The following is a 19519-nucleotide window of genomic DNA, read 5'->3' on the forward strand; positions in this document are numbered from 1 at the left end:
CATAGCAAGGATCGGCTCGCGCGACCGTCATATGCTGCGCCACACCAGGATTCCCAACACGATGCAAGCTCACTTCAGCAGGGCATGGACATGGGTCGGACTGCTGGGTCTGATCGCGACGGGTCTCGTCGGCGGCGGCTTGAGCCTGGAGAACGAGCGCCGACTCGCGCAGGAGATGGAGCGCCAGGCGCAGCAGGTGGCGCAGCAGGTGGAGGCACGCTTCGGCCTGTATGAGTACGGCTTGCGGGGCGCCAGCGGCGCCATCCTCGCCGGCGGCGGCGCAGAGATCCGGCGCCCGACCTTTGCCGCCTACTCGCAAAGCCGCGAGCTGTCGCGAGAGTTCCCGGGGGCCCGGGGCTTTGGCTTCATCCGGCGCTGGCCCCTTGGCCAGGATGAGGCCGAGCTGCGCCGCGCGCGCGCGGACGGCATGCCGGATTTCCGGCTGCGCGAACTGACTTCGCACCCTGGCGAGCGGTTCGTCATCGAGTACATCTATCCCCAGGCCAGCAACCAGGGCGCGACCGGCCTGGACATCGCCTCGGAACGCCATCGGCGCGAGGCAGCGGTGGCCGCGGCCCAGTCAGCCGCGCCGCGGCTGACGGCGCCGATCACCCTGGTGCAGGCCAACCAGAAGCCGCGGCAGGGCTTTCTGATGCTGCTGCCGGTCTACGCGTCGGGCGTGCTGCCACCCGACCCTGATGCAAGACTGGCCCGGACCCTGGGCTGGTCCTACGCGCCGCTGTTGGCCGACGAAGTGCTCAGACCCTTGCTCGAGGCGTTCCCGCTGGTGAGCATCCGCCTGACGGAACGCGACGAGTCTCGACCGTTCTTCGAGTCACACCCGGACCAGGCCGCTGAGACCGCCCCTATCACTGCGCGCGCCCAAAGGGCCTTGTCGGTCTTCGGTCGGGCGTGGAGCCTGGAGTTGCAGTCCAGCCCCGCCTTGCGCGCCCAGTCGCGTCTCGCACCCGTCTGGCTGGTGCTGGTGCTCGGCGCCGTGCTCAGCGGGCTGATCGCCCTGGTCACCCGCCTGGCGACGGCCCGGCCGGATGCCGAGGTCCTGGCTCAGCAAGGCGGCACCCGGCTGGCGGACTTCGTTCGCAGCCCGCTGGCGCGATGGTCCTTGCTGGTCCTGCTGGCCCTGGGCGGGGCCTATGCGGCCTTCGCGGGATGGCAGGTCAGGCAGTCGGTCGCCGCCAACCTTGAGCGCGAGTTGCAGCTGCTGGTCGACCAGCGCGCCAGCAACGGTGAGACCGCCATGAAAGGCCGCAAGGGCGCGCTGGTCTACCTGCGCGGAACACCACCGGTCGATGGGCTGGTGCGCAGCGACGCCAGCGGTCGCGACCCGCTGGATGGCAGCGCTGCCGCGCTGTGGCGCCAGCGCATGGGGCAAATCTTCGCGGCCTATGCGCAGGCCAATCCGGATGCCCAGGAGATCCGCTTGATCCGCCTGGAAGGCACTGCCCGGCAACTGGTCACGTGGCGTCGGGAAGCCGCCGGCGCCACCCAGGCGGGTGCCGTATCGATGGACGAGGCGCTAGCCCCGGCAGCGCTCGGCACGCTGAACGATCTGCGTGCCCGCCTGCTGCGCGGTGAGGCCTGGACGCATCCCCTCACCGCCGCAGCGCGCCCGGACGCGCAAGGCGAGCCGCTGCGGCAGCTCATTCGCTACACCCAACCGGTGCTGGTCGACGGCAGGCTGTTCGGCGTGCTGGAAATGGACGTCGATGTCTCCGCGCGCTTCAGCGCCGAGAGCCTGCGCCTGCCCTGGGGCGGCAGCTTGCATGTGCTGAGCAGCGACGAGCGCTGGCTGACCCGCCAGGGCCCGCTGGAGGGGAACGCCGCCGACAGCTGGCGAGACCGCTACCGCCCCGGCGCGATGGCGATCGCCACCCCGCTCGGCCGCTTGCGCGCCTGGCAGGGCGCGCAAGCCGAGGTGCTGAGCGTGGAAAGCGTCATCGATCCCAACCCTGGTGACCGAAGCGCACGGGTCATCTACCGCGCGGTGGTGCCCAAGCTGGCCATGGACGCCGAGGCGATGACGCAATGGCGCTCGCGGATGCTGCCGCCGGCGTTGCTGGCGGGCCTGTTCTATGCGCTGATCTACCTGTACTGGCGCCTTCAACAGCGCCATCAGAGGCGACTCACGACGCTCAACGCCGACCTCGAGCGCCGCGTCGCCGAGCAGACCCGGGATTTGCAGAGCGAACGGAGCCGACTGAGCAACATCCTGGAGGGCACCGGGGCCGCCACCTGGGAGTGGAACGCGCAGACCGGGGAGACCCGCTTCAACGCCCGCTGGGCAGAGATACTGGGCTACCGCCCCGAGGCCCTGCTGCCGATGACCCGCGACGGCTGGATCGCGCTGATCCACCCCGAGGACCTGGCACGTACCCGGCAGCTGCTGGGTGCGCACCTGAAGGGTGAGAGCGCGCAATACGTTTGCGAAAGCCGGCTGCGCCACCAGGACCAGCACTGGGTCTGGACCCTGTCGACCGGCCGGGTGATGAGCCGCACCCCCGATGGCCGGGCCGAGTGGGTCAGCGGCACCCTGCTGGACATCTCCGAGATGCGCGCCGCGCAGCAGGAGCGCGAGCGCTTTGCCAGCCTGCTGCGCGGCGTGCTGCAGGCAGCGACCGACTTCTCCATCATCGCCACCGAGCCCGATGGCCTGATCACCGTGTTCAACGCCGGTGCCGAGCGCCTGCTGGGGTACCGCGCCGAGGAGATGGTCGGGCGGCAGACGCCGGCCCTCATTCACTTGCCCGAAGAGGTCATGCAGCGCGGCGTCGAGCTCAGCGCGGCCGAAGGCGTAGAGGTACAGGGCTTCCGAGTCTTCCTGCATGTGCCCGAGCGTGATGGCAGCGAGCAGCGCGAGTGGACCTATGTGCGCCAGGACGGCAGCCGGGTGCCGGTGTCGCTGACGGTGAGCGTGGTGCGCAGCGAGCGCGGCGAGATCGTTGGCTACCTGGGCGTTGCGCAGGACATCTCGGCCCGCCTGGCCGCCGAGCGGGCGTTGCGCCATGCCAAGGCCGCCGCCGAGCAGGCCAGCGCCGCCAAGGGCATGTTCCTGGCCAATATGAGCCACGAGATCCGCACGCCCCTGAACGCGGTGATCGGCATCGCCCACCTGCTGGCCGACACCCCGCTCAACGAGGACCAGCGCCAGCTGCTGCGCAAGCTGCAGGTGGCCGGGCGCTCGCTGCTGGGCGTCATCAACGATGTGCTGGACCTGAGCAAGATCGAGGCCGGCGAGCTGGCCGTCGAGCAGGCACCTTTCCAGCTGAGCGAGCTGCTGCGAGAACTGGACGCGGTGTTTGCCCACCCGGCGCGGGCCAAGGGCCTGGGGTGGGAACTGAGCAGTGCGCCGGACCTGCCTGACACCCTGATCGGCGACGCGCAGCGCTTGCAGCAAGTCCTCAGCAATTTGCTCAGCAACGCCATCAAGTTCACCGCCCAGGGCCAGGTCAGCTTGCGCGTCGACCGCGTCGAGCTCGATACGCAGCGGCCAAGCCTGCGCTTCCAGGTGCGGGACAGCGGCATCGGCATCCCCCCGGAGGCGCAGGCTCAGCTGTTCCAGCCCTTTGTGCAGGCCGAGGCGTCAACCACCCGGCGCTTCGGCGGCACCGGCCTGGGCCTGTCCATCGTCAAGCACCTGGCAGGTCTGATGGGCGGCACCGTGGCCCTGGAAAGCCAACCGGGACAGGGCAGCGTGTTCACCGTGGAGTTGCCACTGCTGGAGGCGGCCGAGACCAGCCGGCACAGGCCGCAACGGCTGGAGGCGGTCATCGTTGAGGACGAGGAGCTGCAACGCGATCGCCTCAGCGCGCTGTGCGTCGGCTTTGGCTGGCAGGCGCGCAGCTTCGCCGAGGCCGCCGGCCTGCTGGCGCTACTGCAGCAGCGCCAGCAAGCCGGTCAGGCCCTGCCAGATGTGTTGCTGGTTGACTGGCATCTCGGTGACAGCCTGGACGGCATCAGCGCGATGCGCCGCCTGCGCGCATCGCTGCCGGCCAGCCAGGTGCCGGCGGCCTTGCTGATCACCCAGGACCAGCGCCGCGCGCTGCAGACCGAGGACATCGAGGCGGTGGTCGACGCGGTGCTGGCCAAGCCGGCCAACCCGTCCACGCTGTTCAACGCCGTCAACGAGGCGATCGCCAAGCGCAAGGGCGGCAGCGATCACCTGCTGGACCCGGCGGTGATCCGGCGCCTGGGCGGCGGCCTGCTGCCCGGGGTGCGCCTGCTGGTGGTGGACGACAGCGAGATCAACCTGGAAGTGGCAAGGCGCATGCTGGAACGCCAAGGCGCGCAGGTGCACTGCGACAACCATGCCGAGGCGGCGCTGGCGCGCCTGGCCGGTGGCGAGCCGTTCGACGCCGTGCTGATGGACATCCAGATGCCCGGCATGGACGGGCTGGAAGCCACGCGGCAGCTCCGCGAGCGCCTGCAGCTGCGCGAGCTGCCGGTGATCGCACTGACCGCCGGCGCCTTGGTCGAGGAGCGCCGCCGCGCGCTGGACGCCGGCATGGACGATTTCCTGACCAAGCCCCTGGACCCCGAGGCCCTGGTGCGCACGCTGCGCCGGCACATCGAAGCCCGGCGCGGCGCCCCGCTGCCGGTGCGCGGCAGCGACGCCCAGGTCGCGCTGCCCGCGGACTGGCCCTTGATCGACGGCATCGAGGCGGCGGCCACCGCGCACCGGCTGGGCAACGACGCCGCGCTGTTCCGCCGCCTGCTGGGCAAGCTCTTGGAGACGCACGAGGCGAGCTGGGTCGACGGCCTGGCGGCAATGAGCGCCGACCAGGCCGCCGCCGCCTTGCACCGGCTGCGCGGCTCGGCGGGATTGTTGGGGGCCGAGCGGGTGCAGGCGCTGGCGGCGGACGGCGAGCTGCGCATCGGCGCCGGCGCCAGCACCCAGGATCTGAGCGGTCTGTTCAAGGACCTGGCGCAGGCCCTGGGCCAGCTGAAGGAGGCGGCGCGCGCCAGCCTGGCGGCCAGCGAGTCCGCGCCCGCGCCGGAGCCGGAGCCGGGCAGCGCCCTGCTGCCGGATGCTGCCGCGCAGCTCGCCCGGCTGGAGACCTTGCTGACCCAGCAGGACATGGAAGCGGCCGAATCGTTCACGCTGCTGCGACCCTGGCTGTTGCAGCACGGCATGCCGGCCGCTGACGGCGAGCAGTTGCAACGCATGATCGATGACCTGGACTTTGCGCCCGCGCTGGCCTTGTTGCAGGCGTGGAAGGCGAGCTCCGCTCCGACGGCCCACTGACTGGAGTTCCGCATGACGAACCCCCGCACCGCGCGATCCGTGTCGCCCCAGCGCTCATGGGCCGGCCTGGCCCTGGCGCTGGTCTTGGGGCTGGGCATCGGCGGCGCGGTGCAGGCCGCACCTGCCAGCGATCCGCCCCGCGCCGTGCGCTTTGCGCCCGAGGCCGATTACCCCCCCTTTGTCTACGCCGACCGCGACGGGCAGATCCGCGGCCTGTCGGTGGACCTGCTGCGGGCCATCGCACCCCGGGCCGGGCTGGACATTCAAACCCTCCCGCCGCGCGACCTCGCCGACATCCTGCAGGGCGTCAAGACCGGCGAGGTGGACCTGGTCTCGTCGCTCAGGCCCACCCCCGAGCGCAGCAGCTTCCTCAGCCCAGCTTCGACAGGGACTCCCACCGGCCGAACTCAGCCCTCAGCTGGAGGCCTTGAGGGATGCGTTCTGCCAGCTGCGCCAACTGGCGGAGCCGATGCTGGCGCAGGCTCGTTCCCCAGCTGGACCGACGATCGCGGCGGACCTGCCGGCGCCAGAGCAGGCGGCGACGCGCCTTGCCGAACTGCTGCTGCTGTTGAGCCAGCAAGACCTCGGCGCTGCCGATGCGTTCGACGCCTTGCGCCCCTGGCTCTGCGCGCAAGGCCTGCCGTCGGCGGAGCTGGGGCGCCTTCAGCACCGTATCGCCAATCTTGACTTTGCGCCCGCGCATCAATTCCTGACTGAATGGCAGGCATCCGATGCCTCGTCGCGTCAAGCATGATGCGCTTCGATAACGCTAGCAAACCCGGTCGACAACTGACATGAACGAATCCAGACCCACGCCAGCCACGCTGCTCCTGGTCGACGACGACCCATCGATCATCCAGGCGGCCAGCCGCCTGCTGAGCGATTTCGGTCGCTGCCGCTTCGCGCGCAGCGCAGCAGACGCCTTGCGTCTGCTGCGTCAAGAGCCGGCCGATCTGGTGCTGCTGGACGCGGAGATGCCGGAGATGGGGGGGCTGGAGATGTTGTCGCTGATGCAAAAGGCCAGCGAATTGGCAGAGATTCCGGTGGTGCTGCTGACCAGTCACCGCGACGAGGCCACCGAGGAGGCCGCCTTCGCCGCGGGCGCCGTCGACTATTTGTCCAAGCCGATCCGCCCCGGCGTGCTGAGAGCCCGGGTGAACACCCAGCTGCGACTGAGCCGGGCTTTGGCCGAAGTCCGACGGCTGTCACGCACCGACCCGCTGACCGGGCTGTCCAACCGCCGCGCGATGCAGGAATGGCTGGAGAGGGAACTGCTGCGCGCCGACCGCCAGAACGCGCCACTGAGCGTGCTGATGGTCGACGTCGACCACTTCAAGGCCTTCAACGACTTGTACGGTCATGCAGGCGGCGATCACGCGTTGATCAAGATGGCCGACTGTCTTCGACAGGCAGCCAGCCGTGCCAATGACGACTGCGCGCGCTGGGGTGGCGAGGAGTTCTTGGTCCTGCTGCCCGACACCGACGGCCCAGGCGCGATGGCGGTTGCTCAGCACCTGCATCGGGCCCTGGCCGAACTTGCCCACCCGCATGAAGCCAGTCCGCTGGGGCAGTTGACCGCGTCGGTCGGCATTGCGACCTTGGAGCCGCTCAGTGAGGAGCGCGCCGCTGCACTGCGAGCGGCGCCGGTTCAGGATCGGATCGAGGAGTTGCTGGGGCGAGCCGATGCGGCGCTGTACCGCGCCAAGGCAGCGGGCAGAAGCCGGAGCGAAATCGCAGAGAGCTGAGGAAGCTCGAACCACGCCGCGTACGGCGACGGCCGCACAAGGCGAGCACGAAGCCGGTGATGGCGTAGAGCAAGACCGCACCAAGCTGAGGGCGACGCCGAATCCAATCGAGCGGCCTGAACGCAAGAAATGCAGACGGCCACGCTGAAACATGGGGCGGGTGCTGGCAGCCCGGTAGCGTCAGAGAGCAATTCGCACTCCAAATGGCAGCTTGAATCATTCGCCCATCGGCGCATGCTCTGATGCCCATCAACTCGATGGGAGACCATCATGAGCATGTCGAATGGCAACGCGTCTCGCGAGCCGTGGAATAAGGGCAAGATCGTCGGACAAAAGGCGCCCTTCAAGCTGAAAGATATCTGGGCGCTTCGCGTTCGCCTGCAGATGCAAGGACGAGTTCGCGAGCTCGCCCTGTTCAACCTGGGCATCGACAGCAAGCTTCGCGGGTGCGATCTGGTGGCGCTTCGAGTGAGGGATGTGTGCCATGGCGACCAGATGGCCTCCCGCGCCATCGTCATGCAGCACAAGACCCAGCGCCCCGTGCAGTTCGAGATCACTGCGAGCACGCGTGATGCCCTGCAAACCTGGATCAAGCAGGCCGGCCTGAGAAGCGAGGATTTCCTCTTTCCCAGCCGGTTGCACGAGTCGCCGCACCTGGGCACGCGTCAGTACGCTCGCATCGTCGGGCACTGGGTGAAGGAACTGGGACTCGATCCAGCGGACTACGGCACGCACTCCATGCGCAGGACGAAGGCGACCCTGATCTACCGACGCACCAAAAACCTCCGCGCAGTGCAGCTGCTGCTTGGCCACTCCAAGCTGGAGTCGACTGTCCGATACCTTGGGATCGAAGTCGATGACGCCCTCGAGATCTCGGAACAGACGGAGATCTGAAAAGGCTGCGGCGATCACGGCGACGCAGTTAGTGATGTGACCGCCGCAAGCGCGGCGCCCTCCTTCTGGAACGCCGCGTCCTGCTCCGTCCGACTTCTAACATCACCGGTTCCACCGGCTGGGGTAAAGGACCGATCCTGGGTGAAAGCGGCCATTGGGCAAAGAAGGGTTGACCGACGGCTCTCAGCCTTAACCGGGTACCCGCGGAAGCAGCCTGAGCACCCGCTCTTGGCCGATTGCCGTCCGCTGACGGTCGGAGGCCAAATGACCGCAACCGCTGCAGTGCGGACATGCAACCCGTCCATGTTGCTGTCGCTATCTAAAGTCCCTGCTCTCCGTTTCCAAACTGCCCAGCAATGGCGTCAGATCCTCCAGGTAGTCCGCCACGATGCTGGTCGCATCCCCCTGCCGCTGCCAGGTTCCGCGGACCTCCAGCAGCCGGGCCCGCAACACCTCGGACCGCTGCTTCTCCTTCAGTGACCGCCACACGACCACCTGGACGTTCCCGGTCTCGTCCTCCAATCCGATGAACACGGTTCCGTTGGCAGTCTCCGGCTGCTGCCGGATGGTGACAATGCCTGCATAGCGCACGGGCACCCCATCTGGCAGCAGCATCAACTGCGCAGCAGTGCGCAGCCGCCGCTTGTCGAGGTGCCTGCGCAGCAGCGCAAGCGGATGACTGCGCAAGGTCAGCCCCACGGTGGCGTAGTCGTGGATGACCTCCTCGCCCTCCAGGGCGGGTGCCAGCTCCAGGAACGCCTCCTCCACCGGCGCCTCGCGCATCAGCTCTGGCGGCCGGCGCAGCGCTGAAGCCTCCCACACCTGCTGCCGTCGATGCCCCGACAGGCTGGCCAGCGCATCAGCCCCGGCCAACAGCCGCATCTCATGCTGCTCCAGCCCGGCTCGCATAGCCAAGTTCTCGGCCGTGTCGAACGGCGCCCGTGCCCGGGTCGCCACGATGCGTGCCGCAGAGTTCTCCTTCAGCTCAGAGACCAACCTCAGCCCCAGCCGCACGGCTGGTGGGTCGTTCACGCCCTCCAGCGTGCAATCCCAGTGGCTGTGCATCACATCCACTGGCCGCACTTCGATCCCGTGCCGCCGTGCGTCCTGCACGAGTTGCGACGGCGAGTAGAAGCCCAGCGGCTGCGCGTTCAACATCGCGGCCAGGAACTCGGCCGGGTGGTGGCACTTCAGCCAGCAGCTGGCATAGACCAGGAGCGCGAATGATGCTGCATGGCTCTCCGGGAAGCCGTACTCGCTGAAGCCCTTGATCTGCTCGAAAATTTGCTTGGCGAAGGCCTCCTCGTAGCCACGCTCGGTCATGCCGTTGACGATCTTGTCGTGGTACTTCTGCAGTCCGCCCTTGCGCTTCCAAGCCGCCATGGAGCGTCTCAGTTGGTCAGCCTCACCCGGCGTGAACCCGGCCGCCAGGATCGCCACCTGCATCACCTGTTCCTGAAAAATTGGCACGCCCAGCGTGCGCCCCAACGCCTCCTTCAGCGCCTCACTGGGGTAGCTGACGGCTTCCCTGCCCTGCCGCCGCTGCAGGTAGGGGTGCACCATCTGCCCCTGAATCGGTCCCGGCCGCACGATGGCGACTTCAACCACCAGATCGTAGAAGCAGCGCGGCTTCAGCCTCGGCAGCATGCTCATCTGCGCCCGGCTTTCGATCTGGAACACCCCCACGGTGTCGGCCTTGCAGATCATGTCGTAGGTGGCCGTGTCCTCGGCCGGGATGTCCTGCAGTTCGAAGACGTGACCCTTGCGCTCGCTGACAAAGGCCAGGCAGCGCCGGATGGCGGAGAGCATGCCCAAGGCCAACACATCGACCTTCAGCAGTCCCATGGCGTCCAGATCGTCCTTGTCCCACTGCACGACGGTGCGGGCCTCCATCGCCGCGTTCTCGATCGGCACCATGCGCTTGAGTGGCCCCTTGGTCAGCACAAAGCCGCCTGGGTGCTGGGAAAGGTGCCGTGGAAAGCCCAGCAGATCCCCCACCAGCGTGAGCAACTGCCGCACCGCCAGATCATTCAGGTCCAGTCCGGCTTCGGCCACCCGCTCGGGGATGACTTCACGGCCATCCCACCAGGTCAGGTTGTTGGCCAGGGCCTCCAGCTGCTCTTCCTGGAATCCCAGGGCCTTGCCCACGTCCTTGAACGCGCTCTTGGGCCGGTAGCTGATGACCACCGCTGTCAGCGCGGCCCGGTCCCGTCCGTACTTGTTGTACAGGTACTGAATGACCTCCTCGCGCCGCTGGTGCTCAAAGTCCACGTCGATGTCCGGCGGCTCGTTGCGCTCCCTGGAGATGAACCGCTCGAACAGCACCGACATGCGGGCTGGGTCCACCTCAGTGATGCCCAGGCAGAAGCAGACCACCGAATTGGCGGCACTGCCGCGCCCCTGGCAGAGGATGTGCTGGCTGCGGGCGAACTGGACGATGTCGGCGACGGTGAGGAAGTAGTGCTCATACCGGAGGTCCCCGATCAGCGTCAGTTCGTGTTCGATCTGGGCCTGCACCTTGGCCGGCATGCCCGCAGGCCATCGTCGCCCGGCGCCCTCGTAGGTCAGGCGCCGCAGGTAGGACATCGGCGTCTCGCCGTGCGGCACCACCTCGGCCGGGTACTGGTACTTCAGCTCGTCCAGGCTGAAAGAACAGCGCTCGGCCACACGCAGTGTCTCGGCCAGCAACTCGGCCGGGTAGCGCTGCGACAACCGCAGCCGGGTGCGCAGGTGCTGTTCTGCGTTGGCCTGCAGATCCGCCCCGCACTCGGTCAGCGGTCGGCCCACCCGTGTGGCCGTCAACACGTCTTGCAGCGGTTTGCGAGACCGCACATGCATCAGCACGTCCCCCGATGCCACCAGTGGAATCGCGGTCAGCTCGCTGACCTCCCGCAGCCGATGCAGCCAGATCTCGTCGTCGATGACGCGGTACAGCTCCACCATCAACCAACAGCGTCCGATGAAGTTGGTCAGCAGCCAGCGCGCCACCGTGGTCAGCTGCGCCGGCGTGGCATCCCGGTCCGGCGAGATCAGTACCAGGCAGTCGGCCAGGGCCTGCGGGTCGACCTGGTCGATGGTGAGGCGGTAGGTCCCCTTGGCCGAGTTGCGGCGCAGGCTGGTGATGAACTCGCACAGGTTGCCGTAGCCGTTGAGGTTGCAGGCCAGGAGCACCATCGTGAACGGAGAGTCGCACTCGACCCTGAACTGGCTGCCGATCAGCAGCTTCAGCTGGTGCTCCTTGGCCGCCACGTGGGCCCGGACCACGCCGGCCACCGAGCACTCGTCGGTGATGGCCAGCGCGGCGTAGCCCAGATTCTTGGCCCGCTCGACCAGTTCCTCAGGCCAGCTGGCACCGCGGAGGAAGCTGAAGTTGCTGCTGCAGCGCAACTCCGCGTAGCGCGGGATGACTGTGGCCAGGCGCAGGCTCATGAGTACGACCCCTGCAGGTACCAGGCGGTCTTATCTTCACCGGACAGCCGCTCATGGAAGACCAGAAGCGGTCCGCTGTGCTGGCTGAGCGCGACCCAGTAGTCCCGCACCACATTGCGCATGAATTGGCGGGGTTGCTCGACACCGCCAGCTTCGTTCTGGGTGGCCACGCGGTCCCACCAGCCGCCCTCGACCCGGTGCGGGCCGATCAGCATGTGCAACGGTCCCTGGTACAGCGGCCGGTCGCCGCTCATGGCCAGGCGCAGTGGCTCAGGCAGCAGGTTCGTCGGTTGCGGAAAGCGCATGCGCCGTGGGCGCTTCCTCGGCAGTGCCGCCGGAGCCGGCTGCCAGTGCTGCATCCATTCGAGGCGATGATCTTCGCGCACCACAGGCCGCAGCACCTTGTCCGGGCCCAGTCGGGCGGCAATGCGCTCGAGCACCAAGGTCAGCGACTCACCGGACTTGGCGGTGTCAGGCAGAAGCGAAGCACTCTGTTCTTCCAGCGCCTGCACGTCCAGGGCTTCGAGCTGCAGCTCGCCGGCCGGGGCCAGCAACCGGATCTTGGCCAGGTTCTCGGCCAGCAGGCGGCAAAGGTGCTCCAGGTCGCGCATGGGAACAGCAGTGCGAACAGTCAGCTCGCCGCTGTCGGCCACGTCTCGCGGTTTGAAGCTGTCGTGCTTCCAGCGCAGTGTGAACGCGGTGATGCCGGCATGCCGAGCGGCAAGCCAACCGCACAGCTGCATCAGCAGGCGCCGAGCGCCGAACAGCAGCGCAGGGGCCACTTCCACCCGGGCCTGCAGTTCCAAGCGGACCGAGAAAGTCTCAGGCACGGTGATCCATGTGTGGGCCTCGGGCCGCAGGCCATAGGCCTGGTCCAGGGCATGCAGCAAGGCTGCATCGAAGCGCCTGCTGATGCCGCCCCGGGGCAAGGCACGCAGATCGGCCAGCCTGCGGCACCCGAGCTGGGTCAGCGTGGTGCGGTGCGGCCGGACCGCGGTGACGGTCTCCATCGGCAAGGGGTCCAGCAGCTCGCCAATGGGCCGACGCACGCCGTTCTCCTTACCGGCCCTGGCCAGCGCCAATGCGGCGACGCTGTTGGGCGCCCAGGCCACCTGAGCTACGCCGAGTTCCGCACCCTCGAGGACGACCCGGTCACGCAGCGTCCTCCTGCCACCGAACAGGCGGGCGCTGGCCTCGACCTCCATGACCACGGCCTCGTCGACGGTTGCAACGCGGGGCGTGAAGCACAGAGCCCAGGTTGCAAGAGCCGGAAGGCGGGGGTCATCGGACGGCGGCGAGGGGTCGGGCAGCGGGGACAGCAACAGGGCGGCCCACAGCATGGCCAGCCTCACGGGTAGGTGCCAGTCGCTCCTCCAGGAGCAGGCTGGGTTGGCGCAGGCGCGGCGTCAGCACTGAGGCCAGGCCAGCAGGAACCGAGGGCAGAACCAATTGCCCTTCATGCGCCGGGCCACGGCGCTTCACGATCTGCAGGTGCAGCTCCCAGTCCAGCCCCACCGAGGCGACCACACGCAGCGGCGCGGCCGATGCCTCATGGCGGGCAGCCTCGGGCCGACACAGGAAGACCAGGCCTTCACAGCCGGCCGCGTTGACCTGCAGACGGCGCAGCTGCTCCTGCCGCGCATGGGGCAGCCAGGCCACGATGGCGCCTGCAGCGTTGGAGCGGATGAGTTGTTCGGTGACCCACAGCCGCTCTGCTGGCTTCTCGGCCTGAATCCAGACCAACTGGCGGTCGTCCAGGCCCTCCAGGGCCAGCCCAGGGGCGTGCGGATGGCGCGGGGGCCCCACGACCACCACCTGGCCGCCAGAGGCCACCACGGGCCGCAATGCAGGCGCCAACAACCGCCACTCCAACACGCCCGGCTGCGCGGTCAGGACCTCGGTGACTGCGTGCAGCGGCCAGCCGCCCCCAGGCAATTCGGAGTCCAGCGTCGCCCAACCGGAGGGGCTGACGGCCGACGAGGCCGTCCGGCCCAACTCTGAGCCGCGCCAGACCGAAGTCTGAAGGTCGTCGGGCAGCGCACGGTCCTGCGCCGGGCCGGGTGGCTCGGGGCTGGGATGGTGGCCCGCAGGGGCGAGCGCAGGGGCGAGGGCGAGCTGCATGACAAACGACTGTATGTATATACAGTATCATTCAGCTTCCGCCCCTGTCCAGTCGAACAGATCACACTGCACCGGTCCTGTTGAGATTGCTGGCCGCGGCAGGCAGGCTGTGCGATAACGACCGCTTCCGAGCTGACCCGGGAGGTTCGCTGCCATGTGCTATTCCGCCCAGATCCGTGCCAACTACCGGGACTATGTGCGCCTGTTTGGCGCGACCTTGAGCATCAAGGAATTCGTGGACCTGTTCTTCCGGCGGGAGCAGGCCAAGCTGAAGGTGCCCAAGGCGATGGAGTTGGCCTTCGAGCAGGCTCCGGCCTCTCCTGATGAAGAGGCCATCCAGGCTGCCATTGCGACCTACAAGGCCCAGCGAACCCTGGCCCTGGAGCAGGAATTGTTTGCGCAGCGCAAGCGCCTGGCGGATGCCGAGCGCACGCTGCAGACCAAGACGACCAAGGCCGCGCTCGACAGCCAGCGCATCGCCACCGCCAAGATCTCCAAGGCCCGGCTGGACCTGGAGGATCTGCGCCGCACCGAGCCCAAGGATCGGGACTCGCGCATCTTCCCGGGCGTGTATGCGCCGGTGATGGTGGTGCGCGATGGACAGAAGGTGGTGCTGCCGATGCGCTATCAGTGCCGCCCGCAGGGCAAGCCCGCCAGCTACGACGTTCAGTTCCCAGGCACCTACAACGCCCGCCGGGACAACCTGGAGAAGTTCTGGCGTGGGCAGTTCGGACGCAACCACGGCATCCTGCTGGCCTCCGCCTTCTACGAGAACGTGGCCCGGCATGCGATGGAGCACCGGGACCTCGGCCCCGACGAGAAGCCGGAGAACGTGGTGCTGGAGTTCAAGCCCAACACCGGGCAGGACATGCTGGTGGCGTGCCTGTGGTCGCACTGGACCCACGATGGAGAACCGGACCTGTTGTCATTCGCCGCCATCACCGATGAGCCGCCGGCAGAGGTGGCGGCAGCGGGCCATGACCGCTGCATCATCCCGATCCGGCCCGATCATGTGGACGCCTGGCTGAACCCGGACCCGAAGAACCTGCAAGCGCTCTACGACATCCTCGACGACCGCGAGCCCATGTACTACGAGCACCGGCTGGCGGCATAACCGGCGGCATCGCCTAGGAGACTCACATGAGCGCACTCAAACAGGCGTTCGGTGGCCAGATCGGCCTGGGCGGCTTCGGCGAGGGCAATGTGGTCAAGCTCGATGGCGGACAGCGCATGCGGCTGGACGACAAGGTCGACTTCTGGCCACGCACGCAGGCGTGGTGCACCGTCGGCATCGAGCCGCCGGTGGAGGGTCTGGGCATGAGCAGCATGCTGGCCTTCCTCAAGCAGGCCCGTGCCAATGCAGGCCGGCCTGTGGCCGAACCGGTGGCCAGGGAATCCGCACGCAAAGTCACCTGCAACTACTGCGGGAAGCCAGCACAACTGCATGGTGGCCTGGACGTGTACCCGGACCGCAAGGATCTGGAAGACAGGCAGTTCTGGGTGTGCTGGGATTGCGACGCGTGGGTGGGCTGTCACCGAGACAGCGATCTGCCGTTTGGAGAACTGGCGAACGAAGAGCTACGCCATGCCCGGCGAGCGGCGCATGCGGCCTTCGATCCGGTCTGGCAGCAGGGGCGAATGGAGCGGCCAGAGGCATATGCCTGGCTGGCGAGTGAACTGGGCATCCCAAGGGAGGCGTGCCAGATCGGGTTGATGGGTCTGGCCAGTTGCAGACGGGTGCCGGACATCGTGTGGGAGAAGTTCGGGCACCTCGCGTAGTGACGGCGTGCCGAGGCGGGCAAAGCGCTTTATCTGCAAGGAGTGCAACTCAGGACACGATCCAGGCCGTTCGTCGCAACCCGGTGGCCCTTGCCAAAGAGGCTTCCTACAGTGCATTCATCGACACACCGATTGCACCTCACAGGAGCCCGACATGAACACCGCCGCCAACCGCTTCCCTGCCGTCTCCCGCACCGCTCGTGCAGGCTTCGCTGGCATAGCCGCCTTGGTCACCTTGGCGGTGTTGACCAGCGTGACCGGCATCGCGGGCGCGCAAGTCAAGGATGTTGAACTGGCCCAGGCCCGTGCTTCGGCCGTTGTGGCCATGGCTTCCCAGGCCGACCAGGTACCGCTGCAGACCATCATCGTGACCGGCAAGCGCATCTGAAATGACTACACCTCCACGACCAGGCCCGGGTTGAACTTCACGTTCTCCCACGAGCCGTCAGACATGCGGTATCCGCGCGGGTTGCTCACGACACGGCACTCCCCGGCCTGGTAGTCAAAGGAGGTGTGCGTGTGTCCATGAATCCAGAGTGCCGGGCCGCCAACGCTCTGCTTGCGGCCCCCGACCCACATCGTCTCACCCTCGAAGAGCGACTCCGGGAGGTCTGAGACAAAGGCCGGTGTCACCCAGTCCGAGCGGTACCGTTTGGCCACGGACCTCCGATGCGGCGCGTGGTGGGTCACTACGACGGTCGGGCCCGCGTGCCCAGCCTCAAGCTCTCGCCGCAGCCAGTCGCGGTCGACGTGATGCATCGCCAGCGTGTCCTCAGCTGTAAGCTGGCGTCGCTTCACATCTTCATCCCGATGCCGTGGAATGGACGGGGCGGCGAGCTTGATGCTGCGGAAGTCCATGACGCAGCGATTCGCAGCCGCCAGCGCGCGGGCGACGTCGGTCTCCTCATGGTAATCAGTCGGTTCACCTTCGTTGCCGACCGGAAGCGCGAAGTCGGTCCACAGCGTTGTGCCGAGAAAGCGGACTCCCTGCAGCACGACGGAGTCTCTGCTCAGCACGTGCACCTGAGTGCCCTCGGCGGCCTGGCGCATCCCCTCTAGCTCGGTGCCCATCTCTGTTCCATAGAACTCGTGGTTTCCGGGGACGTAGACCACCGGCCGGCCTCCGAAGGTCGATTCACGCGCAGCCCAGTGCACAGCCTGCATGCCCGGCGAGTTGATGTCGCCGGCGAGGATGACCACGTCATAGTCGAGGTCGGATGGCACCGTCAGCGAGGCGGCGTGCTCAAGGTGCAGGTCGGATAGGACGAGAACTCTCATCGGCCGTCTTCCCCTGGGCCGCCTTTCAAAGCAACCTTCTCGGCATGGTGCTCGTCGCACAAGGCGGTCAATCTTCCACCGATGACGCGCTGCGAGCCGAGCGCTCCACACATTTGACAGGTTGCGCGCGAGCCTTCACAGGCGAGCTCGACGAGCTGACGAATGGACGCCATCTTTGCTGGTGCGGACGCCGCTCGCTTGATGATGGTCTCGAAGCCATCCTCAGAGTGGACGTCGATGTAGAAGTCTTCTGAGCCGGACAGAGCGAAGTAGAAGCGAAGGCCTCCGAGTTTCTCCTTGATTTGCTTGACCTGGAACTTCGGGCAATCCTCGCCGAGGATTTCTTCGATGCCGAGGCACAAAACGTGGACGAGGTCGTACCACCCCGCAGGCAGGTCACTGGGAACAGCAGGTGACTCGCCACGGAAGAGCCGAGGGTGCTCCGCGATGAGGTGAACAATGGGAGAGGCGGTTTCAGTTTTCACAGTCATCGGGCTTGTTCTTGACGAGCAAACGGCGGCGAGGCCGATAGGGGAGTAGCTTCCTCAGTTCGATGAGCCTTGCTAGCGATAGTCGCTGCTGAGCCGGCTCCCACCACCGCTCGGCCCCAACGGCTGGCATCGAGTCCCAGGTGCGGTCCTCGTCTGTCAAATCGATGTCGGTCGTGCACTGGGCCAACATCTCATAGAGAGTTGGCGCAGGCTTGCGCGAGCGTCGGATGCGGCGCTCCTTCAATTTCGTGACGTGTGACGGTTTATGACCTCCTGAGAGAACCATGGTCAGGCCTCCGGCTCGATGGCGCAGAAATCTTTCGGGGAGTGCACCTCGTGGATTGCCGTGTAGGAGTCCTCCCCGTGCTCGAAGCGGATGGCGCGGTAATTCCAAGTGCGCTCTACGGGCGCAGACACCGTTGATGAGCTGTTGGCCTGCGGGTTTGTCTCGGCCGCCGCTGCTGCGACCCGAAGGGTGAAGTCGAGGCCAAGGTGCTCCAACAACGCGGCGACCACGCGTACCCGCTCAGCGTCGTCCCAAAAGAGCTGGCCATGGATGACTTCGAGCTTCATTGGCAGCGCTTCCAGCTTGGGCAGCATTTCCGCCTTTGTCCATTTCCGCCCTTCGCGGCCGATGGACCAAGGCAGGTCGCCCAGGGCAGCGCGGATTTCGTCGTCGGTCATGAGTCCCCTCCGAATGCGTCGAATTGCCGTTGGCGGAAGTCACGCACGGCATCGAGCTCACCCGGGACGATGACCTCCGAATTGCCGTCAGCGTCGATTGCCGTGATTCCGCGCAGCCCTACTCCGAAGCTCTTGAAGCCCTGCTGCGCCCAGTGGTCGGAGCTGTCGAGCCGGTCGTGTTGGTGACCGTGGACCGCCACTTTCGCGCTCATGATTTGAGCCAGGGTGTCGAGAAGCTCGAAGCCGTTTGGGTGGTACCCCGGCGCCTCGTGTGTGATGAGAATGTCGGCGCGCATCTCGGCCAGGCCGTCCACATCTTCGGGATAGATGGTTCCCCAGTGCTTGCGATGCGTGCCAGTGCCGCCCCAGCGGTCTTGCCGCGGCGTCGATCTCGCGTGCTCTCGCCGGGTTCGGAAGGCCGGTGCTCCACCGCGTGCGGCGCACGCGCTCGGATACCAAACGGCCTCTCGGAACACACCGCCCAGACCCGCCAGCCGCCTTCCATCCGGCAGCTCTACTACGCGTCCGTGCACATTGCGGTTGGCCAGGTCGCTGCCCCAGACGCGCATCCAGAGCTCGTCGCTGTCGGCGTCGTGGTTGCCGTGAATGAACCAGACCGGCACCTTACTGTCGAGCAGTGGGGCCAGCTCGAGGTGTAGGGGGCGCCGTGGTTCCATGTCGCCGAGCAGGATGACCGCCGAGGCCTTGGTGCGGTCGGCGGCGTCGATGATGTGCCGGAAGGCGCCGTGCGGGTCGCCGCAGAAGAGGACGGGCCCGGTCATGACTGGTCTCCTGCGAGGGCCTGGCGCACCTGCGGCAGGTGGTCTTCGTGCAGTCCGACACCGGCTTCACACCAGACCACTCGGCCTAGTTTGTCCAGCTTGGACCCGCGCAGGCCGGTACCAGAGATTTCGTCGTCGAGGACGATGACGGGTTCACTGGCGTGGTGGGCGAAGAGCCAGCGCTCGATAGCGTCGTGCCTGGTCTTGCCAGCGTTGGTCGGTGCGTCCCAGTGCTCGTGCAGCGCTGCCGCGACGCTGTCGAGGCCAGTTCTGGAAAACAAGTCCACGAACCCACCTCGCTCCATCAACCGCAGCCAGCTGGTGGTGATGACGACGCGAGGAGAGTGTTCTTCCATGATGCTGAGCAGCACAGCCTTCGAGGGTGGATGCCAGAGCTTCTCGAAGAGGTCAATTGGCTGGCTCTCGGCGTCAAAAAGCTCGTAGGCGCCGTAGGGCCTGGACAGACAAATGATTTCGTCGAAATCCAGGAACAGCAGGCCGGGCCCAGCCTCGACCTGGCCCCGATAGAGGCGGTCCAGCGCCGCCTTGCCGAAGTGCTTGGCGTCCCTCATCAGTTCGGCCTCATTTCGCTCTGCTGACTGCGACCGTAGCAGTTGGCGCTCCAGAGCACCCAGTCGCCGTGCGAGTCTGCTGGGCGGCTCATGCTTGGCCCTCTGGTCCGACGTACTTCTGCTCGCCATCCGACCACTTGGCGCCGACGCAGCGCCCCAGCGAAGGCGACCACACCAGGAACGGGTCGTACTCATTTAGTTGAGACCACCAGCAGGAGTAGCAAACGTCGACCGGTGCTCGCCACTGTCCGCCTTCGATGACATCACGAACGTCGGGGTCCTGGGACATCAAGGTCGGCACCGGCCGATTCATGACCATGACGTCGACGTCGGTCCCTCGGTGCCATGGGCCATTCCTGCCAACGGACCCGACAACGCGCGCTTCGACGCCTCGATCATGCAGGGCCCGCAGGACGTCAGTGGCGGTCTCTAGGCAGCGGCGCTTGCGCTCCTGCGCGGGGTCCTCGAGGACAAGAGTTGC

16 protein-coding genes and 1 pseudogene are annotated in these 19519 nt (G+C 67.0%); 8 read left to right on the forward strand and 9 right to left on the reverse strand.

Translation table 11 applies throughout. The features are described 5' to 3' along the window. Positions 1 to 61: 61 nt before the first annotated feature. The 5 genes and pseudogenes from KGA65_RS20805 to KGA65_RS20825 all read left to right on the forward strand — a co-directional run bounded on the left by KGA65_RS20805 (position 62) and on the right by KGA65_RS20825 (position 7902). A complete protein-coding gene (locus tag KGA65_RS20805) occupies positions 62 to 5263 on the forward strand; it encodes a CHASE domain-containing hybrid sensor histidine kinase/response regulator (RefSeq protein WP_225865050.1) in 5202 nt (1733 codons plus the stop codon). A 12-nt stretch (positions 5264 to 5275) separates the two neighbouring features. After that, a pseudogene (locus KGA65_RS21215) lies at positions 5276 to 5617 on the forward strand (transporter substrate-binding domain-containing protein); the annotation flags it as partial. A 73-nt stretch (positions 5618 to 5690) separates the two neighbouring features. Further along, on the forward strand, positions 5691 to 6017 hold the full coding sequence (locus KGA65_RS20815) for a hypothetical protein (RefSeq protein ID WP_225865065.1): 327 nt from the start codon (positions 5691 to 5693) through the stop codon (positions 6015 to 6017). A 40-nt stretch (positions 6018 to 6057) separates the two neighbouring features. After that, positions 6058 to 7008 (forward strand): GGDEF domain-containing response regulator, encoded by a 951-nt coding sequence (locus tag KGA65_RS20820; RefSeq protein ID WP_225865051.1) that lies wholly within the window; start codon positions 6058 to 6060, stop codon positions 7006 to 7008. A gap of 270 nt (positions 7009 to 7278) precedes the next feature. Further along, entirely contained in the window at positions 7279 to 7902 is a 624-nt protein-coding gene (locus tag KGA65_RS20825; RefSeq protein WP_225865052.1) for a tyrosine-type recombinase/integrase, read from the forward strand. A 315-nt stretch (positions 7903 to 8217) separates the two neighbouring features. On the opposite strand, the gene KGA65_RS20830 is transcribed toward KGA65_RS20825, so the two are convergent. Genes KGA65_RS20830 through imuA form a run of 3 tightly spaced genes read right to left on the reverse strand, consistent with a single transcriptional unit; the run spans position 8218 to position 13452 of the window. Next, the gene (locus KGA65_RS20830; protein ID WP_225865053.1) at positions 8218 to 11331 is read right to left on the reverse strand and encodes an error-prone DNA polymerase; all 3114 of its coding nucleotides are present in this window, start codon (positions 11329 to 11331) and stop codon (positions 8218 to 8220) included. Beyond that, positions 11328 to 12671 (reverse strand): Y-family DNA polymerase, encoded by a 1344-nt coding sequence (locus KGA65_RS20835; RefSeq protein WP_225865054.1) that lies wholly within the window; start codon positions 12669 to 12671, stop codon positions 11328 to 11330. The genes KGA65_RS20830 and KGA65_RS20835 overlap by 4 nt, the downstream gene beginning before the upstream one ends. After that, on the reverse strand, positions 12613 to 13452 hold the full coding sequence (imuA, locus tag KGA65_RS20840) for a translesion DNA synthesis-associated protein ImuA (RefSeq protein WP_225865055.1): 840 nt from the start codon (positions 13450 to 13452) through the stop codon (positions 12613 to 12615). The genes KGA65_RS20835 and imuA overlap by 59 nt, the downstream gene beginning before the upstream one ends. Before the next feature lie 154 nt (positions 13453 to 13606). On the opposite strand from imuA, the gene KGA65_RS20845 reads away from it, so the two are divergent. From KGA65_RS20845 to KGA65_RS20855, 3 genes are all read left to right on the forward strand, one after another. After that, positions 13607 to 14566: an SOS response-associated peptidase family protein gene (locus KGA65_RS20845; protein WP_225865056.1), complete on the forward strand. Its 960-nt coding sequence runs from the start codon at positions 13607 to 13609 to the stop codon at positions 14564 to 14566. 26 nt (positions 14567 to 14592) lie between these two features. Then, a complete protein-coding gene (locus tag KGA65_RS20850; RefSeq protein ID WP_225865057.1) occupies positions 14593 to 15231 on the forward strand; it encodes a zinc-finger-containing protein in 639 nt (212 codons plus the stop codon). Positions 15232 to 15385: 154 nt separating this feature from the next. Beyond that, the gene (locus KGA65_RS20855) at positions 15386 to 15619 is read left to right on the forward strand and encodes a hypothetical protein (RefSeq protein WP_225865058.1); all 234 of its coding nucleotides are present in this window, start codon (positions 15386 to 15388) and stop codon (positions 15617 to 15619) included. Positions 15620 to 15624: 5 nt separating this feature from the next. Here KGA65_RS20855 and KGA65_RS20860 read toward each other — a convergent pair whose 3' ends face one another. The 6 genes from KGA65_RS20860 to KGA65_RS20885 all read right to left on the reverse strand — a co-directional run. Next, on the reverse strand, positions 15625 to 16509 hold the full coding sequence (locus KGA65_RS20860) for a metallophosphoesterase (RefSeq protein ID WP_225865059.1): 885 nt from the start codon (positions 16507 to 16509) through the stop codon (positions 15625 to 15627). Beyond that, a complete protein-coding gene (locus KGA65_RS20865) occupies positions 16506 to 17000 on the reverse strand; it encodes a hypothetical protein (RefSeq protein WP_225865060.1) in 495 nt (164 codons plus the stop codon). The genes KGA65_RS20860 and KGA65_RS20865 overlap by 4 nt, the downstream gene beginning before the upstream one ends. 288 nt (positions 17001 to 17288) lie before the next feature. Beyond that, entirely contained in the window at positions 17289 to 17684 is a 396-nt protein-coding gene (locus KGA65_RS20870; protein WP_225865061.1) for a hypothetical protein, read from the reverse strand. After that, entirely contained in the window at positions 17681 to 18466 is a 786-nt protein-coding gene (locus tag KGA65_RS20875; protein WP_225865062.1) for a metallophosphoesterase family protein, read from the reverse strand. The genes KGA65_RS20870 and KGA65_RS20875 overlap by 4 nt, the downstream gene beginning before the upstream one ends. Continuing rightward, entirely contained in the window at positions 18463 to 19038 is a 576-nt protein-coding gene (locus tag KGA65_RS20880; RefSeq protein ID WP_225865063.1) for an HAD domain-containing protein, read from the reverse strand. Before KGA65_RS20880 ends, KGA65_RS20875 begins: the two co-directional genes overlap by 4 nt. A gap of 88 nt (positions 19039 to 19126) precedes the next feature. Then, positions 19127 to 19519, reverse strand: a 393-nt coding sequence (locus KGA65_RS20885; protein WP_225865064.1) for a hypothetical protein, incomplete at its 5' end; no start/stop codon positions are given.

The sequence above is a fragment of the Ideonella benzenivorans genome, assembly GCF_020387415.1.
Taxonomy (GTDB): domain Bacteria; phylum Pseudomonadota; class Gammaproteobacteria; order Burkholderiales; family Burkholderiaceae_C; genus Ideonella; species Ideonella benzenivorans.

What these genes read in the sequence shown, in the direction of transcription:
- KGA65_RS20805 (WP_225865050.1), top strand. Translation starts at nt 62, where the DNA reads ATGCAAGCTCACTTCAGCAGGGCATGGACATGGGTCGGACTGCTGGGT.
- KGA65_RS20820 (WP_225865051.1), top strand. Translation starts at nt 6,058, where the DNA reads ATGAACGAATCCAGACCCACGCCAGCCACGCTGCTCCTGGTCGACGAC.
- KGA65_RS20825 (WP_225865052.1), top strand. Translation starts at nt 7,279, where the DNA reads ATGAGCATGTCGAATGGCAACGCGTCTCGCGAGCCGTGGAATAAGGGC.
- KGA65_RS20830 (WP_225865053.1), bottom strand. Translation starts at nt 11,331, where the DNA reads ATGAGCCTGCGCCTGGCCACAGTCATCCCGCGCTACGCGGAGTTGCGC.
- KGA65_RS20835 (WP_225865054.1), bottom strand. Translation starts at nt 12,671, where the DNA reads ATGCTGTGGGCCGCCCTGTTGCTGTCCCCGCTGCCCGACCCCTCGCCG.
- imuA (WP_225865055.1), bottom strand. Translation starts at nt 13,452, where the DNA reads ATGCAGCTCGCCCTCGCCCCTGCGCTCGCCCCTGCGGGCCACCATCCC.
- KGA65_RS20845 (WP_225865056.1), top strand. Translation starts at nt 13,607, where the DNA reads ATGTGCTATTCCGCCCAGATCCGTGCCAACTACCGGGACTATGTGCGC.
- KGA65_RS20850 (WP_225865057.1), top strand. Translation starts at nt 14,593, where the DNA reads ATGAGCGCACTCAAACAGGCGTTCGGTGGCCAGATCGGCCTGGGCGGC.
- KGA65_RS20855 (WP_225865058.1), top strand. Translation starts at nt 15,386, where the DNA reads ATGAACACCGCCGCCAACCGCTTCCCTGCCGTCTCCCGCACCGCTCGT.
- KGA65_RS20860 (WP_225865059.1), bottom strand. Translation starts at nt 16,509, where the DNA reads ATGAGAGTTCTCGTCCTATCCGACCTGCACCTTGAGCACGCCGCCTCG.
- KGA65_RS20865 (WP_225865060.1), bottom strand. Translation starts at nt 17,000, where the DNA reads ATGACTGTGAAAACTGAAACCGCCTCTCCCATTGTTCACCTCATCGCG.
- KGA65_RS20870 (WP_225865061.1), bottom strand. Translation starts at nt 17,684, where the DNA reads ATGACCGACGACGAAATCCGCGCTGCCCTGGGCGACCTGCCTTGGTCC.
- KGA65_RS20875 (WP_225865062.1), bottom strand. Translation starts at nt 18,466, where the DNA reads ATGACCGGGCCCGTCCTCTTCTGCGGCGACCCGCACGGCGCCTTCCGG.
- KGA65_RS20880 (WP_225865063.1), bottom strand. Translation starts at nt 19,038, where the DNA reads ATGAGGGACGCCAAGCACTTCGGCAAGGCGGCGCTGGACCGCCTCTAT.